Source organism: Streptomyces sp. LaBMicrA B280, assembly GCF_049222185.1.
GTDB lineage: Bacteria > Actinomycetota > Actinomycetes > Streptomycetales > Streptomycetaceae > Streptomyces > Streptomyces murinus.
Window position 1 is genome coordinate 192,067 of sequence record NZ_JBMJCT010000058.1, and the last position, 16,212, is coordinate 208,278.

Consider the following 16,212-nt stretch of genomic DNA (forward strand, 5'->3'; position numbering starts at 1 on the left):
GCGTGCGAATCGGGCCATTCCCCGGCCGGCGTCTCGTCAGAGTTGCGAGCCCGGTAGGGTTATGTGATCAAATCTGCCGATGCGTACCCCCCACACACCGACGCATCACCTCGCTCACTCCGACGGACCCGGCCCCGACCGGGTTCCGCCCCCGCGAAGTCCCTACGACGAACTGGCCGCGCTCGCGGAGGATCCTCCGGGCGGCCCGAAGGACGGCCCGCTGGACGACTTCCTCCGCGTGGACGACGCCCCTGACCAGCGGGACGACGACATCGACGACTCCTGGGCACCACCCAACCACAGGCGCGGGGGCCGCCGCCGCAACCGGGCCACCGGGCTGCCCACCCTGCTCAGGCTGACCGTCTGGGTGCTCACCTTCGCCTGCCTGGTCACCCTGGCCGACCGCTGGGCGCTGCTCTACGCCGAGCGCCAGGCCGCCGACCGGCTCAAGGACCGGCTGCATCTGACCGCCGCGCCCGAGGTGCGGATCGGCGGCTTCCCGTTCCTGACCCAACTGCTCGACCAGCGGCTGGACTCGGTGCAGGTCACCGTCCCGGACGTGCCCGCCGAACGGGTCACCCTGACCCAGGTCACCGCGACCGCGCGCGACATACGCATCGACGGCGACGGCCCGACCGCCGTACGCGGGGCCCTCGTTCAGCGGATGCACGGCCAGGTGCTGCTGTCCTTCGCCGACATGAACCGCGAACTGGGCGCCTCCCAGGTGTCGTTCAGCGCCCATGGTCCGGGCCGGATCCGGGCGCTCGGCTCCTTGCGCCTGGCGGGACACGATGTGCGGGTGCGCGCCTACGCCCACGTCCAGCGCGACGGGGACCGCGGCATCAGCACCTCGGTGGACGGGATGCGACTGGACATCGGCGACCTCGCGACCTACCGGCCCGGCACCGGGCGTGGCGAGGGGCTGCACCTCACCCGGACCGCCGCGCGCCGGGTCACCGAGGAGGCGGACAAGATCAAGGCGCTGCTGGGCGTCCCGGAGATCGTGCACCGCATGGGCGTGCCGGACAGCGCGGTGCACGCCGCCCTGCACGACGAGGACAAGCTCCACCGGCTCACCGGCGCGCCGCGCTTCCTGCACCAGCTGATCCGGGTGAACCTCGTGGACGTGGCGCTCGCCCACCCCGAGGTGCTCAAGCGGCTCGGTGTCGACCTCTCCCTGCTGACCTCCCTGACCAAGCTGACCCGCCCGCAGATCGCCGACCGCTTCGACTTCGCCTTCCGGATCCCGAACCCGCCCTCGGGCCGCCTGCGGCTCCAGCGCGTCGCGGTGGACAAGGACGGGATCCATGTCTACGTCAGCGGGGCGGGGCTGCTCCTGGGCAAGTGACCCTTCCCCGGCGGGAGTTGCCCGGCTTCACGCGGTCTCTTCCGACGGGAGCGGCACGGGGTGGGGCTCGCCGAAGTCGGCCGAGCGGCTCACCCGCTCCCAGGCGCCGGCCTCGGCGAGCTGCCGGTGCGCGTGGTCCAGGGCCATGGTCGCGGCGTTCACCCCGAGCAGCAGGTGGCCCGGGACCTCGCCGCGCCGCACCGTGCGGACGATGATCTCAGCGGCGCGGCGCGGGTCACCGGCCGCGCCCGCGGTGTTCTGCCGCATCAGCCGGTTCATCGCGCCCACGGTCGCGTCGTAGGCCTCGGGCACGTCATGGACGGTCATCGAGGAGCCGGCCCAGTCGGTGGCGAAGCCGCTCGGCTCGACCACCATGACCCGCACCCCGAACGGCGCGGTCTCCGTGGCCAGCACCCGGCTGAAGCCGTCCACGGCGAACTTGGCCGCCTGGTACGACGCGATGCCCGGCGAGCCGCCGACCCGGCCGCCGATCGAGGAGAACTGCACGACGGTGCCCGCTCCCTGTCGGCGCAGGACGGGGAGCGCGGCCCTGGTGACGTGGTAGACGCCCCAGAAGTTGGTCTCGAACTGGGCGCGGAAGTCGGCGTCGTCGGTCGTCTCGATGGGCGACACGTTCGCGTACCCCGCGTTGTTCACGAGCACGTCGAGGCGGCCGAAGCGGGCGACGGCCGCCTCGACGGCCGCGCGTGCCGCCTTTGGGCTGGTGACGTCCAGGGTGAGGGTCAGTACGCGGTCGCCGTACTCGGCGAGGTCCGCCGCGAGGGCCTCGGGGCGGCGTGCGGTGGCGACGACCAGATCGCCGGCCGCCAGCACGGCGTCGACCAGGGCGCGACCGAAGCCGCGCGACGAACCGGTGATGAACCAGACCTGGGGATCCTGTGTACTCATACCGTTAGTGAAACACCGTTCTCTTATTAACGCAACGCCGTTGCCTTACCTCTTCCTATGATGTCCTGCATGAGTGAGCCTGCCTTTCAGCGTGCGCGCAGTGCCGAGGCCAAACAGGCGCGGGAAGCGGCGATCCTGGACGCCGCCCGGACGCTCGGCCGGGTGCGGGGGGTGCGGGACGTCACCCTGACGGACATCGCCGCGGCCGTGGGCATGCACAAGTCCGCGCTGCTGCGCTATTTCGAGACGCGGGAGCAGATCTTCCTCGCGCTGACCGCCGAGGGCTGGCGGGAGTGGTCCGCCGAGCTCCGCGCCGACCTGGGACGACGGTCCGAGGCGACGCCCGCCGAGGTGGCGGCCGTCTTCGCGGGCACGCTGGCGGCGCGGCCCATGTTCTGCGACCTGCTCGCGCAGGCGCCGCTGAACCTGGAGCGGAACGTGTCGATCGAGTCGGTGCGCTCCTTCAAGCTCGTCACGCTGAAGGAGGTCGAGCTGATCGGCGGCGAACTGGACCGGCTGCTCGGCCTCGACGAGTCGCAGGGCGTCGACATGATCGCCGCGGCGACCAGCCTCGCCGGGGCCCTGTGGCAGATGGCCACGCCCGGCCCGCGCCTGCGCGAGCTGTACACGAGCGACCCCCGGCTCGGCCACGCGGTGGTGGAGGTGGAACCGCGACTGAACCGGGTGCTCGGCGCGTATCTCGCGGGACTCGGGGCGGGGTCGACGGCGACGGCCTGAGGGGGCTGGTGACGCCCCTGTCCGCCGGTGGCAGAACACCGGCCGTACCGCGCTCGACGGGCACTACGGTCCAGACCCATGACAACGATGACGACACGTACGGTCGAATATCGGGCCGACGGTTTGACGATGATCGGGCACCTCGCGCTCCCGGCCGGTGCCGACCGGCGGCCCGCGGTGCTGCTCGGACCGGAGGGCATGGGGCTCAGCGACGTCGAGCGCCGCAGGGCCGATGCCCTCGCCGAGCTGGGATATGTGGCGCTGGCCTTCGACCTGCACGGCGGGCGCTACTTGGGTGACCCCGAGGACATGCTGGCCCGCTGCACCCCGCTGCTCGCCGATCCCGACCGGATGCGGGACATCGGCCACGCGGCGCTCGACGTGTTGCGCGCCGAACCGCGGACCCACCCCGACCGGATCGCCGCCGTCGGCTACGGCACCGGGGGCGCCGTCGGGCTGGAACTCGGCCGCGACGGCGTCGACCTCCGCGCGATCGGGACGGTCAACGGACTGATCACGGGCCGGCCGGGCGAGGCGGCGCGCATCCGCTGCCCGGTGTGGGCCGGGGTCGGCTCGGAGGACCCGATCATGTCGCCCGCGCAACGGAGCGCGTTCACCGAAGAGATGCAGGCCGCGGGCGTCGACTGGCGCCTCGTGGTCTACGGCGGCGCCCTGCACGCCTTCCACCACCCGACGGTCGACCACATCGTGCGCCCCGGCGTCGGCTACCACCCACGGCACGCGCAGCGAGCCTGGCACGATGTCCTCGACCTGCTCGCCGAGTGCCTGCCCCTGACGCGGGACGCGGGTAGGTGACCCGGGCGAACCCCGCCGCCCGCCGTCGCGGGTGAGTCCGAGCGCGTCAGGGTGCCAAGATCCTCCCGTCGCCCCGTTCAACGCGGCCCGCGACCGACGCCCGGGCCCTCCGTCCCGGAACCCGGCTCGGCGCCCGGGAGTGCCGGGAGGAGACGGTTCAGCGCGGTGAGGACATGTGCGCAGATCGCGTCCGGTTCGGCGGTCGCGAGCGGTTCCTGGCGTACGACGACCCGCATCAGGCCGATGCCGAGCAGCCAGGCCATGGCGAGCTGGGCGCGCAGGGTGCCGTCCTCGGCCTCGGAGAGGGCGGCGAGCGCGGTGGCGTACTCCTCGCCCAGGGCGCGGACCGTCTCCGGGGCGGCGTCGGCGCTGCCGATGGAGCGAAGGTAGACGGCCAGCCGGTCCGCGTCGGCGCCGCCGCTCTCCGCGAGGACACCGCGCAGCGCGGTCTCGAACAGCAGCTCGGGGGGCGTGCTGCTCACCTGCTCCTTGCCGTCCTGCGCCATCACCTCGGTGAGCAGGGCCTGCTTCGAGCCGAAGTAGCGGAATATGAGCGCCTGGTTCACCCCGGCGCGGGCGGCGATGTCCCGGACGGTGGCCGCTTCGTAACCGCGCTCCGCGAAGACCGCGCCGGCCGCCCGCAGAATGCGCGCGCGGGTCTCCCGGGCATCGCGCGGACGCCCCGGCGGCTCCCCGTCCGGGGCGCCCCCGGCGCTCCGGTGCTGGTCCCGCGTGTACTCGCCGCCGTCCACCCGCTGCTCCTTCGCCGTCCCGCGCCCGACGCGCGTCTGCCGAGGCCCCGCAGAGTAACGGCCGATTCGCGTCGTTGCGCGCCCCGGGCCCAGCTCCTAGCGTTGTAAGCGTGTGCTTACACAAGGGAGACAGCTGTGACGGCAACCGACCACGCACCCCTCGCCTACCCCTTCAACTCCGGCCAGGACCTGGATCTGTCCGAGGCGTACGAGCGCGCCCGTGACACCCCCGGGCTGCTGCGCGTGCGGATGCCGTACGGCGAGCCGGCCTGGCTCGCCACCCGGTACGCGGACGCCCGGCTGGTCCTCGGCGACCAGCGTTTCAGCCGTGCGCTGAGCCTCGACCACGACGAGCCGCGGGCCTCCGAGGGGCGCCGGGACAGCGGGATCCTCAGCATGGACCCGCCCGACCACACCCGGCTGCGCTCGCTGGTGGCGAAGGCGTTCACCGTGCGCCAGGTGGAGAAACTCCGGCCGCAGGTGCGCGAGCTGACCGCGTCCCTGCTGGACGCGATGGAGGCGGTGGGCCCGCCCGTCGACCTGGTCGACCGCTATGCGCTGCCCATCCCGGTGGCGGTGATCTGCCGACTGCTCGGGGTGCCGGAGCGGGACCGCCCCCAGTTCCGGGTGTGGAGCGACGCGGCGCTGTCCACCAGCTCGCTCACGGCGGCCGAGTTCGACCGCAACCGCGAGGAACTGCGCGCCTACATGGCCGAGTTGATCGCCGCGCATCGCGCCGATCCCCGGGACGACCTGATGACGGCGCTGATCGAGGCGCGCGACCACGGCGACCGGCTGTCGGAGCTGGAGCTGGTCGACCTGTGCGTCGGCATCCTCGTGGCCGGTCACGAGACCACCGCCACCCAGATCCCCAACTTCGTGCTCACCCTGCTGGATCACCCGCAGGCGCTGGCCCGGCTGCGCGCCGACCCCTCGCTGATCACGCAGGCGATCGAGGAGCTGCTGCGGTTCGTCCCGCTGGGCAGCGGAGCCGGACAGGCCCGGTACGCCAAGGAGGACATCGAGGTCGGCGGCACCCTGGTGCGGGCCGGGGAGCCGGTGCTGGTCGCCATCGGGGCGGCGAACCGGGACGCGCTGCGCTTCACCGAGGCCGGGGCGCTCGACATCACCCGCGGCGGCAACGCGCACCTCGGCTTCGGCCACGGCGTGCACCACTGCCTGGGCGCTCCCCTCGCCCGGCTCGAACTCCAGGAGGCCATCGGGGCGCTGGTGGCCCGCTTCCCCCGGCTGCACCTCGCGGGCGACATCACCTGGAAGACCGAGATGCTGGTGCGCGGGCCCCGCGTGATGCCGGTGGGCTGGTGAGGCGGCGATGAGCTGGCGACTGAGCGTGGACCGGGGCCAGTGCATGGGCTCGGGCATGTGCGCCGGGACCGCGCCGGACCTGTTCGTCCTCGACGGCGACCACGCGCGTCCGGTGCGCGAGCAGATCCCGGAGGGCGACGAGGCCGCCCTGGACGCGGCCGACATCTGCCCGATGCAGGCCATCACCGTCCGGGACGCCGAGGGGAAGGAGATCGGGCCCCGCGAGTAGCGCCGGACCGGCCGCTACCGGACCGGCTGTTACAAGACGGGGACAAACCGTGAGTGAACGCCCGCGCTCGTGGTGACGTCGTTCCAAGTGACCGCGCCAATCGGCATGTTCCTCTCCTTTGGCGTGAACAGTTGAACTCACCACAGAAAAGGACAGATTCATGATGGTCACGAAGCGGCGTTCCCTGCGCGTTGCCGTCGTCGGCGTCCTGGGCGCGACCTCTCTCGCCCTCGCGGGCACGGCGATGGCCGCCACCCCGGCCGTCCACACCGCGACGGTCGCCGGTGCCCGTACGGCCGCGACCGCGAAGCCCACCATCACGGCCACGCCGTCGGTGTCCTCGGTGCGCGCCTGGACGCTGTTCCGGATCACCGGCAAGACCACCGGCATCAAGGCGGGCAGCAAGGTGACCCTCCAGCAGAAGCAGCACGGCAAGTGGGTCGCCCTGCCCGCGTCCACTCCCGTCAACAGCGGCGGCTCCTACGCGCTGCGCGTCGAGCTGGGCCTGAAGGGCAAGAACGATCTGCGCATGGTCAGCGGCAGCACGGCGTCCCCGGTCTTCGACGTCACCGTCAGCTGAGCGACCGCTTTTCACCCGTGCCGGGACGGCCTCGCCGTCCCGGCACTCGCATGTTCGGAAGTTCTTACGAAGATTTTCATAGGGTTCCTATATAGGCGGGTGATACTTAAAGAGTGTGGATCACTCTCACAGAGATGCGGACGTGCAGCAGACCGCACAGTCACTGGCGGAGACGGCATCTGCCGTGATCAGGGTCGTGACGGATCACCGGGACCTCAGTTTCACCGCGGCCTCCACCCTGGCGCGGCTGGAACGCGAAGGGCCGGTCCGGCTCACGCTCCTCGCGGCGGCGGAGGGCGTGGCCCAGCCGTCCATGACCCAGTTGGTGCAGCGGCTGGAACGCCAGGACCTGGTCATGCGCGTCGATGACGCGGTGGACGGCCGGGTGACGCTGATCGCGGTCACGGACGCCGGGCGGGAGGTGCTCGCGGCCCGTCGGCGGTCGCGGGACGCCCGCCTGGCCGACCTGATGGCCACCCTTCCGGACGACGACCGGCGCGCGCTCGCCGAGGCCATGCGCGTCGTGGCCCCGCTCGTGCGGCGCATGCTCACCGACGCCGCCAAGAGCGCCCGGCCCGCGCAGCCCGCCCAGCCCGCCCTCCAGCCCGAACGGCCTGACACCGGGAGCAACCGATGACGACCAAGGAGACCGACCGCATACCCGGCGCCTCCGGGACCGGGCAGCACCGCGGACGCCGGTGGATCGGCGCGGACCACCCCGGCTACAAGTGGGTGGCGCTGACCAACACCACGGTGGGCATGCTGATCGCCACGATCAACAGCTCGATCGTGCTGATCTCGCTGCCCGGCATCTTCACCGGCATCCGCCTGGACCCGCTGGAGCCCGCCAACGTCAGCTATCTGCTGTGGATGCTGATGGGCTACATGCTCGTCACCGCGGTGCTGGTCGTGGCGCTCGGCAGGCTCGGCGACATGATGGGCCGGGTCCGCATCTACAACGCGGGCTTCCTGATCTTCACGATCACCTCGGTGATCCTCTCGCTCGACCCCTTCCACGGCGGCAGCGGCGCGCTGTGGCTGATCGGCTGGCGCATCGTGCAGGCCATCGGCGGTTCGATGCTGATGGCCAACTCGGCGGCGATCCTCACCGACGCCTTCCCGGCGCGCCAGCGCGGCATGGCGCTCGGCGTCAACATGGTGGCCGGTATCGCCGGTTCGTTCCTCGGCCTGGTGCTCGGCGGTGTGCTGGTCACCTGGAACTGGCGCTCCATCTTCTGGGTCAACGTGCCCATCGGCCTGATCGGCACGGTGTGGGCGTACAAGTCGCTGCACGAGACCGGCATTCGCAGGCCGGGGCGGATGGACTGGTGGGGCAACATCACCTTCGCCATCGGCCTGACCGCGCTGCTCGCCGGGATCACCTACGGCATCCAGCCGTACGGCGGTCACACCATGGGCTGGTCCAACCCCTGGGTGCTCGCGGGCCTGATCGGCGGCGCCGTGATGCTCGCGGTGTTCTGCCTCGTGGAGGCCAAGGTCGCCGAACCGATGTTCCCGCTGCGGCTGTTCCGCGACGCGGCCTTCGCCGGGGGCAACGCCGCGACCCTGCTCGGCGCGATCGCCCGCGGCGGGCTCCAGTTCATGCTGATCATCTGGCTCCAGGGCATCTGGCTGCCGCTGCACGGCTACGACTACGCCGACACCCCCCTGTGGGCGGGCATCTACATGCTCCCGCTGACCATCGGCTTCCTGCTCGCCGGGCCGCTGTCGGGCGCGCTGTCGGACAAGTTCGGGGCGCGGCTGTTCGCGGCGTGCGGCTTCCTGGTGATGGCGGTGTCCTTCGCCGGGCTGCTGGTCCTGCCGAGCGACTTCTCGTACTGGGTGTTCGCCGCGCTGATCTTCCTCAACGGGCTCGGCGGCGGTCTGTTCGCCGCCCCCAACACGGCGATCATCATGTCCAGCGTGCCGGCCGACGCCCGCGGCGCGGCCTCCGGCATGCGCGCCACCTTCCAGAACGCGGGCATGGTGCTGTCCATGGGCGTGTTCTTCTCGCTCATGGTCGCGGGTCTCGCCGGTACCCTCCCCGACACCCTCACCACCGGTCTGACCGCCCAGGGCGTGCCCGCGGGCGCCGCGCACACGGTGTCCCAACTCCCGCCGGTCGGCGTCCTGTTCGCCGCGTTCCTCGGCTACAACCCCATCCAGCACCTGCTCGGCCCGGACATCCTGAGCCATCTGTCCCCGTCCGCCGCGGCGCATCTCACCGGCCGCGAGTTCTTCCCCCACCTGATCTCCCAGCCGTTCCACGACGGCCTGGTCGTGGTCTTCTCCCTGGCCATCGCGATGTCGCTGGCCGCGGCGGGCGCGTCGCTGATCCGCGGCCACCGTACGGAGACGGTGGCGGCGGCCTCCCCCTCTCCGGCACCGGTGACGGCGCCGGAGTCACCCCCGGCCACCGCGGCCGTCCAGGAAGCCGCCGAGCCGACCGGCACCGCGCCCTCCGCCGGAGTGCTGCGCGGGCGGGTCCACGACGGCGCCGGACGGCCCATCGCGCGGGCGACCCTCACCCTGGTCGACCGCTCCGGACGGCAGCGCGCGCTCGCCAGCACCGGTGCGGACGGCACGTACGAGCTGACGCCGCGGGAGCCCTCGTCGTACACCCTGGTCGTCTCGGCCACCGGGCACCACCCGCGGGCGGTGCACCTGGACGCCGAGGCCGGTCCCGTCGTACCGGACGTCACCCTGGCGGGCCTGGGCAGCGTGCACGGCACGGTGCGCCACGAACACACCGGCCGGCCGGTCCCGGACGCGCAGATCACCCTGCTCAGCTCCGCGGGCGAGGTGGTCGCCTCCGCCTCGACGAACCCCGACGGCACCTACACCCTGCAGAACCTGGCCCCGGGCACCTACACCGTCGTCACCTCCGGCTACGGCCCCGTCCTCGCGGACGTGACCCTGGACGAGGGCAACTCCTGCGAGGTGGACCTCGACGTGGCACAGCACGACACCGACTGACGTGCGGTGCCGGAGGAAGGGGGCGCGGTTCTTCGGACCGCGCCCCCTTCGCCTGCGCCCGCCCGGCATGTCGGCCTCGCCGAGGACGAGTTGGGCGAGCGGTTTTCGGCCACCCCCGCACACAGCCAAGCGGTGGAGACCATGTCGCTCGTACGGGTGTAGCGGGGCGTGCTCTCCGTGGCGCGGCGGGGGTTGCCTCGTTCGGCATCTGTGTGATGTTCGACATGTGACCTGATGGAACGGGCAGAAGCGGGCAGCAGTCTCCTTCATTACCCACGCCAACCACCCTCTGCGGCAGGTGATTCGATGACCACGGCGACGACCCGGGCGCTCCGGACGACGCCGCTCGCTCCGACCGGCACGACGAACGCCCGGGTCCCACCCGCCGCCAATCCCTCCCTGCCGTCCCTGACGGGGCTGCGGTGGATGGCGGCACTGCTGGTGTTCGGAACGCACGTCAACAACTTCGGCTACTTCGGCGGCACCGGCGGCCACCTGGTCAACTGGGGATTTGGTGCCGGTTCCACCGGAGTGTCGTTCTTCTTCGTCCTGTCGGGTTTCGTCCTGACCTGGTCGGCCCGGCCCGGAGACAGACCCCTCGCCTTCTGGCGGCGGCGCATCGCCCGGATCTACCCGGTGCACCTCGTCACCCTCGCCGTGGCCCTGCTGATGGCCCTCACCCTGGCGCACCAGGGCGACCCCACGCCGAAGCCCGCGCTCGCCAACGTCCTGCTGCTGCACTCCTGGTGGCACCCCTGGTGGCAGACGCTCAACCCGGTCAGCTGGTCGCTCGCCTGCGAGGCGTTCTTCTACGCCGCCTTCCCGCTGCTGATCCTGCTGCTGCGCCACCTCGGCGCACGCGCGTCGGCCGCGCTGGGCGCCCTGTCGGCGGCCTCGGTGCTGGTGCTGGCCTGGTCGGACGCGCACCACTGGTGGACGTACACGCTCTACTCCTTCCCCGCCGCCCGGCTGCCCGAGTTCGTGCTCGGCGCGGTCACCGCCCGGCTGGTGCTGCTCGGCCGGTGGCGCGGGCCGGGGCTTGAGGCGTCCCTCGCGCTGGCGATCATCGGCTACTTCCTGGTACCCCAGGTCGCCCCTGGCTACTCCGCCACGGTGTGCACCCTGACCGGGTTCGCCCTGCTCATCCCGGCGGCGGCCGTCGCCGACCTGAACGGGCTGCCGTCCCTGTGGCGGCACCGGCGCCTGGTGCGGCTCGGGGAACTGTCGTTCGCCTTCTACATGATCCATCTGCTGGTGCTGCGCGCCAGCAGCAACCTCCTGGGCACCAAGCCCCACTTCGGCGTTCTCGCCGGGCTCGCGGTCACCGCCACCGCGTTCGCCGTCTCGCTCGGGCTGTCCTGGGTGCTGTACGAGGCGGTCGAGTGCCCGGCCAGACGGCTGCTGCTGCGCCGTCGGCGGTCCGCGGCGAAGCAGCAGCCGCAGCCCGACCCCGTCCCGGCCCGGCGCGAGGCCCCCGCCGCCGCCCCTTCGGACTGAGGAGGAGGGCGGGCGGGGGACCTCGGCCGCGGGCTCGGCCGTAACGCGCGGCCTCGCGGTGGCCGCCGTCGGTCCGCCGAGATCGCCGCGCTCGCCCTGGCCTCCTCCCCCCCCCGGCGCGGCCGCGCCGCCGGATCAGCCCTCTCGCCCTCGCCGGGCCGGTCAACGGCGACCCGGAAGCGCACCCGCGGGGGTGACGTTCGCAACAGTCGGGGGACTCTCGCGCGATCCGGGGTAGACGGCCACCCGGCACCCGCGCCGCAACCGGCGCGGGGCCGCCGTCGGGACGGTCGTCGCCGGGTCGGCTGCTGGTGTGAACTCGCCGTGAAAAAGGGAGAGTTGGCACGTCAGCGGCCTGCTCGGGTTGGCCCGTCCGGGCGGCGGGGGCTAGGGTGCCGGAACGGTGAAGATCAGCTGCCGGCCGGCGGCTCCCGGGTGGGCGAGAGGAGAGTGTGACAGTGCCACAGGACCAGGACGCGGCAGCGTCGGCGCCGCAATTGGTGGGTTCGTTCCTGGAGCGACGCCAGGAGCAGATCGCCCAGCGATGGGCGGACGCACCCATGTTCAGGTCGGTCTTCACGGTCTCCCGGGACGAGGCGGTCGAGGCCAGCAAGGCGGTCGTGGACGCCCTGTCCGACGTGGCCGTCAGCGGGCGCCTGGAGGACACCACCGCGCCCGGGTACGAACCGGTGCGCGAGCAGCTGGGCCGGATGACCCAGAACCGGGCCCGCGCCGGTGCGACGCCGGCCGGGATCGCCGACGAGGTGGCCGCGCTGCGCGCCCCCGCCGTCGATCTGCTGCGCGAGGAGTTCGCCGACCCGACCGCCCCGCAGGCCCAGGAATGCGTGCTGACCCTGACCCTGCTGCTGGGCACCCTGCGCCTGGTCGTCCTGGAGACCACTTTGGACGCGGGCGCGGAGATGATCGAGCGGCAGCGCCAGCAGCTGCTCGAAGTGGCCACCCCCGTCATCAAGTTGTGGGAGCACACCGTCGCCGTCCCGCTGATCGGGACCCTGGACAGCGCCCGCAGCCAGGTCGTGATGGAGTCGCTGCTGGAGGCCATCGTCGAGCAGCGCGCCCGGTACGCCATCCTGGACATCACCGGTGTGCCCACCGTGGACTCGCTGGTGGCGCAGCACCTGATGAAGACGGTGGCCGCGGCGCGGCTGATGGGGGCCGAGTGCATCGTCTCCGGTATCCGCCCGGCCATCGCCCAGACCATCGTGCAGCTCGGCATCGATCTGGGTTCGGTGCTCACCCGGGCCTCGCTCGCCGACGCGCTGGCCTACGCGCTGAGCCGGCAGGGCATCGAGGTCTCCCGTGCGCAGACGGGTACGAACGCCCGGTGAACGAACCCGTCCCCGTCCATCCGGCCCCGGTGCCGGTACTGACCCTGGGCGACATACTGCTCGTCTCGCTCCAGGGCGAACTGCACGACGGACTCGCCGAGCAGTTGCAGCAGGACCTCAGCCACCGCATCGCCACCACCGGCGTGACCGGGGTGGTCATCGACATCTCCGGAGTGGACATCGTCGACTCCTTCCTCGGCCGGGTGCTCGCGGAGATCGCGTCCACCGCCCGGCTGCTCGCCGCCCGTACGGTCCTCGCCGGAATGCGGCCCGCCGTCGCGATCACCCTGGTCGAACTGGGGCTGGCGCTGCCCGGTCTGACCACCGCGCTGGACGTCGACCGGGCCATGGAAGTGCTGTCCCAGAGGGGGAGATGATGCATCCGTCCGGCCAGGCGTCCGCAACCACCGTGCCCATCGGTTCGGACGCGGATCTGGCCTGGGTGCGACAGCAGGTGCGGCAGTGCGCGGCGGCCCTCGGATTCGGTCTGGTGCAGCAGACGAAGCTGGTCACGGCCGCGAGCGAGCTGGCCCGCAACACCCTGGTGCACGGCGGTGGCGGGCACGCGGAGATCACCCCGCTGGACAACGGCCGCGCCCGCGGCCTGCGGATGAGCTTCGTCGACAGCGGCCCCGGCATCCGCGATCTGGAGCTGGCCATGACCGACGGCTACACCTCGGGCGGCGGCCTCGGGCTCGGGCTCAGCGGTGCCAAGCGGCTGGTGCAGGAGTTCAGCGTGGACACCGCGCCGGGCCGGGGCACCACCGTCACGGCCGTCGCCTGGGTGACCCAGGTGCCCGCCTCGCGATCGGGGCTGGGATGAGCCGCGTCTGGGAGGTCCCGGTGCACGACTCCACGCGTGTCCGGGACGCCCGTACGGCGGTCCGCGAGGCGTGCGGACAGGCGGGCCTGGGGCCCGAGCGTACGGCGGCCGGGGAGCTGGTGGCCACCGAGCTGGCCACCAATCTGCTCCGGCACGCGGGCGGCGGCACCCTGGTGGTCAACCTGGTGGCACCGCCGTCCGGCACGGGGACCTCGGTACGGCTGTTCGCGCTGGACCACGGGCCGGGCATCGCCGATGTCACGGCGGCCCTGCGCGACGGCTGCACCACCGCCGGGCCCTCCCTCGGCGCGGGCCTCGGCAGCTGTCTGCGCAACGCCGACGCCTTCCAGCTGTACGGCGCCCCGGGCCGGGGCACGGTGGCGACGGCGCGGATCGATCCGGAACGCGCACGGGGCGGCCGGGCATCCGAGGGACCCACGGCCGGTGGCATCGTCGCCTCGCTCGACCGGGCCGAGCACTCCGGTGACGCCTGGGCCTGCGTAGGCCACGAGGGGCTGGTGACCCTGCTGCTCGCGGACGGGCTCGGGCACGGACCCAAGGCCGGGCACGCGTCCGGCGCGGCGGTCACGGAGCTGCGGCGGGCCGCGCAGTCGCCGCCCCAGGAGATCCTGCGGCGGCTGCACACCGCCCTGCGCCCCACCCGGGGGGCCGCGATCGCCGTGGCCCAGGTGGACACCGGGAAGGGCGAACTCGGCTTCGCCGGGGTCGGCAACATCGGGGCCCGGCTGCGTACCGCGGACGGGTGGACGTCGCTGGTGTCGCATCCGGGGATCGTCGGGGCGTACTTCCCGGCGCACGTCCCCTTGCGCCGGGCGCCGTGGCACCGCGACAGTCTGCTCGTGCTGCACAGTGACGGGCTGCCCAGCCGCTGGACGCCGCCCGAGGACCCCCGGCTGCTCGCCCAGGATCCGTCGGTGCTGGCCGCGACCGTCCTGCGGGACGCGGGCAGCGCCGCCCGCCCCCCGCGCGACGACACCAGCGTCGCCGTACTGGCCCAGGACCGCCGCCCATGACCACGACCTGCGACACCTGGACCCTGACCGGCCCCGTCGACGCGGCCCGCGCCCGTGCCCTGCTGGCGCGGCTCACGGCGGACGCGGGGGTGCCGGCCCGGGACCGCGCCCGTTTCCTGGCCGTACTGACCGCCCTGCTGCGGCCCTCCCGGGAGGGGCGGCGGCAGCGGCTGACCGTGACCGCCGCCGAGGACCTCCACATCGCCCTGGACGGCGCCGAGCCCTGGCGGCACACGCTGGCCTGCCCCTCTCCCCTGCCCCGGCCGCTGCCCCGGCCCGGCGACCTGGCCGAGGCGGACCTCGCCGAGGCGCTGCTCGGCGCGGGCGAGGACACCGCCGTCGTACTGGCGGGTCTGGACGAGGCGGAGGAGCTGGTGCGGTTCCACCGCGAGGAACTGCACCAGACCAACCAGGGCGTGCTCGCGCTGCACGCCGAGCTGGAGGCGGCCGCGCTGGCGCAGCGGGAACTCCTGGACGCCGAGCGGGCGGCGCGCGCGGAGGCGGAGAACGCCCGTCGGCTGCTGACCTTCCTCGCCGACGCCAGCGCCTCGCTCAACGCCTCGCTGGATCACGAGGACATCCTGCGGCGGCTGCCCAAGCTGCTGGTGCCCGAGCACGCCCGGCAGGTGGACGTATGGCTGGTGGACGACGAGCGGACCCCGCCCGCCGAACGGGCCGCGGCGGCGGTGACGGCGGCCCGCACCGGGCGCCCCCAGCACGCGGCGCCGCAGGGTCATGGAGTTCGCCGAGAAGGTCAAGTCCCCGGTGGGACACGCCCTGCGCGGCAAGGAGTTCATCCAGTACGACAACAAGTTCGACGTCGGTATGAGCGGACTGCTCGGTTACGGCGCCGCAGCCCGGCGGGCTCCCCGGCGTGGACGATCTGCCGGCCTCCGCGCTCTCCCCCGACCGGCCGCTGCTGTGCCTGCCGCTCGGCGCGCGCACCGTGCAGGGCGTGCTGACCCTGTCGGCGCCCGGTGAGCGGTTCGCGCCGGACACCGCCGTGATGCTGCTGGAGCTGGCCCGGCGGGCGGGCATCGCGCTGGACAACGCCCGCCAGTACGAGCAGCACCGGGACGTCGCCGAGGCCCTTCAGCGCGCCCAGCTCACCGAGTTGCCGGACACCCCGGGGCTCGCGCTGGCGGCGCGTTATCTGCCGGCCACGCACGGCCTGAACATCGGCGGCGACTGGTACGACGCGTTCCCCGGGCCCGACGGCAGTGTGCTGGCGGTGATCGGGGACGTCACCGGGCACGGGCTGCGGGCCGCGGTGATGATGGGCCAGTTGCGGACCGCGCTGCGCGCCTACGCGGTCGAGGGCAACGGGCCCGCCCGCATCCTCACCCTGCTGCACCGGATGCTGCGCCATCAGCAGCCGGAGCTGTATGCGACCTGTGCCGTCGCCCGGTTCACGCCGGGTGAGCCGGGTGTGGTGTGGGCGGCGGCCGGGCATCCGCCCGCGCTGGTGCGCGGCCCCGGGGGCGAGGTGCGGGTGCTGGACGCCAAGCCGGGGATCATGCTCGGGGTCCCGGTGCCCTACGAGTACGAGGAGCACCACGAGGAGTTGCCGGCCGGTGCCACGCTCGCGCTCTACACGGACGGGCTGGTGGAGCGCCGGTCCGCGGGGATCGACGCGGGCATAGAGCGGCTGGCGGACGCCCTGGGCACGCTCGGCGCGGCGGACCTGGAGCGGCTGGACGCGGCGGCCGACGCGCTGCTCAAGCCGATGCTGCGGGACTCCGAACACGACGACGACATCTGCCTGTTGCTGTGCCGCACCGCCCCCTGACGCGCTCGTGCGCCGGTCCCCTGGGCGGGGAACCGGCGCACGGGCG

The 16,212-nt window shown here is 73.0% G+C and carries 16 protein-coding genes and 1 pseudogene; 15 read left to right on the forward strand and 2 right to left on the reverse strand.

Annotated elements, in window-relative coordinates; translation table 11 throughout:
• The first annotated feature begins 79 nt into the window (after positions 1–79).
• Positions 80–1,348 carry a DUF2993 domain-containing protein gene (locus ACLF5H_RS32385; RefSeq protein ID WP_421679577.1) on the forward strand — a complete coding sequence of 423 codons (1,269 nt, stop codon included), beginning with the start codon at positions 80–82 and terminating at the stop codon, positions 1,346–1,348.
• Between the two features lie 27 nt (positions 1,349–1,375).
• Here the strand turns inward: ACLF5H_RS32385 and ACLF5H_RS32390 are convergent, their stop codons facing one another.
• Complete coding sequence (locus ACLF5H_RS32390) at positions 1,376–2,257, reverse strand: SDR family NAD(P)-dependent oxidoreductase (RefSeq protein ID WP_421679578.1); 882 nt, start codon at positions 2,255–2,257, stop codon at positions 1,376–1,378.
• A gap of 69 nt (positions 2,258–2,326) precedes the next feature.
• Between ACLF5H_RS32390 and ACLF5H_RS32395 the strand changes: the two genes are divergently transcribed.
• Entirely contained in the window at positions 2,327–2,995 is a 669-nt protein-coding gene (locus tag ACLF5H_RS32395; RefSeq protein ID WP_421679579.1) for a TetR/AcrR family transcriptional regulator, read from the forward strand.
• 78 nt (positions 2,996–3,073) lie between these two features.
• Positions 3,074–3,811, forward strand: a complete 738-nt coding sequence (locus tag ACLF5H_RS32400) for a dienelactone hydrolase family protein (RefSeq protein ID WP_421679580.1) — start codon at positions 3,074–3,076, stop codon at positions 3,809–3,811.
• A gap of 77 nt (positions 3,812–3,888) precedes the next feature.
• Here ACLF5H_RS32400 and ACLF5H_RS32405 read toward each other — a convergent pair whose 3' ends face one another.
• Positions 3,889–4,563, reverse strand: a complete 675-nt coding sequence (locus ACLF5H_RS32405; protein ID WP_421679581.1) for a TetR/AcrR family transcriptional regulator — start codon at positions 4,561–4,563, stop codon at positions 3,889–3,891.
• 135 nt (positions 4,564–4,698) lie between these two features.
• Here ACLF5H_RS32405 and ACLF5H_RS32410 point away from each other — a divergent pair, with 135 nt between their 5' ends.
• The 12 genes and pseudogenes from ACLF5H_RS32410 to ACLF5H_RS32465 all read left to right on the forward strand — a co-directional run.
• A complete protein-coding gene (locus ACLF5H_RS32410; protein ID WP_421679582.1) occupies positions 4,699–5,889 on the forward strand; it encodes a cytochrome P450 in 1,191 nt (396 codons plus the stop codon).
• A 7-nt stretch (positions 5,890–5,896) separates the two neighbouring features.
• Entirely contained in the window at positions 5,897–6,118 is a 222-nt protein-coding gene (locus ACLF5H_RS32415) for a ferredoxin (protein ID WP_421679583.1), read from the forward strand.
• Positions 6,119–6,278: 160 nt separating this feature from the next.
• The gene (locus ACLF5H_RS32420) at positions 6,279–6,698 is read left to right on the forward strand and encodes a hypothetical protein (RefSeq protein WP_421679584.1); all 420 of its coding nucleotides are present in this window, start codon (positions 6,279–6,281) and stop codon (positions 6,696–6,698) included.
• 142 nt (positions 6,699–6,840) lie between these two features.
• Positions 6,841–7,335, forward strand: coding sequence for a MarR family winged helix-turn-helix transcriptional regulator (locus ACLF5H_RS32425; RefSeq protein WP_421679585.1), 495 nt, complete (start codon positions 6,841–6,843; stop codon positions 7,333–7,335).
• A complete protein-coding gene (locus ACLF5H_RS32430; RefSeq protein WP_421679586.1) occupies positions 7,332–9,674 on the forward strand; it encodes an MFS transporter in 2,343 nt (780 codons plus the stop codon). Before ACLF5H_RS32425 ends, ACLF5H_RS32430 begins: the two co-directional genes overlap by 4 nt.
• Before the next feature lie 306 nt (positions 9,675–9,980).
• The gene (locus tag ACLF5H_RS32435; protein ID WP_421679587.1) at positions 9,981–11,171 is read left to right on the forward strand and encodes an acyltransferase family protein; all 1,191 of its coding nucleotides are present in this window, start codon (positions 9,981–9,983) and stop codon (positions 11,169–11,171) included.
• Between the two features lie 458 nt (positions 11,172–11,629).
• A complete protein-coding gene (locus ACLF5H_RS32440) occupies positions 11,630–12,520 on the forward strand; it encodes an STAS domain-containing protein (protein ID WP_421679677.1) in 891 nt (296 codons plus the stop codon).
• A complete protein-coding gene (locus tag ACLF5H_RS32445) occupies positions 12,517–12,897 on the forward strand; it encodes an STAS domain-containing protein (protein ID WP_421679588.1) in 381 nt (126 codons plus the stop codon). The genes ACLF5H_RS32440 and ACLF5H_RS32445 overlap by 4 nt, the downstream gene beginning before the upstream one ends.
• Positions 12,897–13,343 carry an anti-sigma regulatory factor gene (locus tag ACLF5H_RS32450; protein WP_421679678.1) on the forward strand — a complete coding sequence of 149 codons (447 nt, stop codon included), beginning with the start codon at positions 12,897–12,899 and terminating at the stop codon, positions 13,341–13,343. Before ACLF5H_RS32445 ends, ACLF5H_RS32450 begins: the two co-directional genes overlap by 1 nt.
• Positions 13,340–14,377 carry a SpoIIE family protein phosphatase gene (locus ACLF5H_RS32455; protein ID WP_421679589.1) on the forward strand — a complete coding sequence of 346 codons (1,038 nt, stop codon included), beginning with the start codon at positions 13,340–13,342 and terminating at the stop codon, positions 14,375–14,377. The genes ACLF5H_RS32450 and ACLF5H_RS32455 overlap by 4 nt, the downstream gene beginning before the upstream one ends.
• Complete coding sequence (locus tag ACLF5H_RS32460) at positions 14,374–15,339, forward strand: hypothetical protein (protein WP_421679590.1); 966 nt, start codon at positions 14,374–14,376, stop codon at positions 15,337–15,339. The genes ACLF5H_RS32455 and ACLF5H_RS32460 overlap by 4 nt, the downstream gene beginning before the upstream one ends.
• Positions 15,225–16,166, forward strand: a pseudogene (locus ACLF5H_RS32465) (PP2C family protein-serine/threonine phosphatase); the annotation flags it as partial. The gene ACLF5H_RS32460 and the pseudogene ACLF5H_RS32465, both read left to right, overlap by 115 nt.
• Positions 16,167–16,212 lie beyond the last annotated feature (46 nt).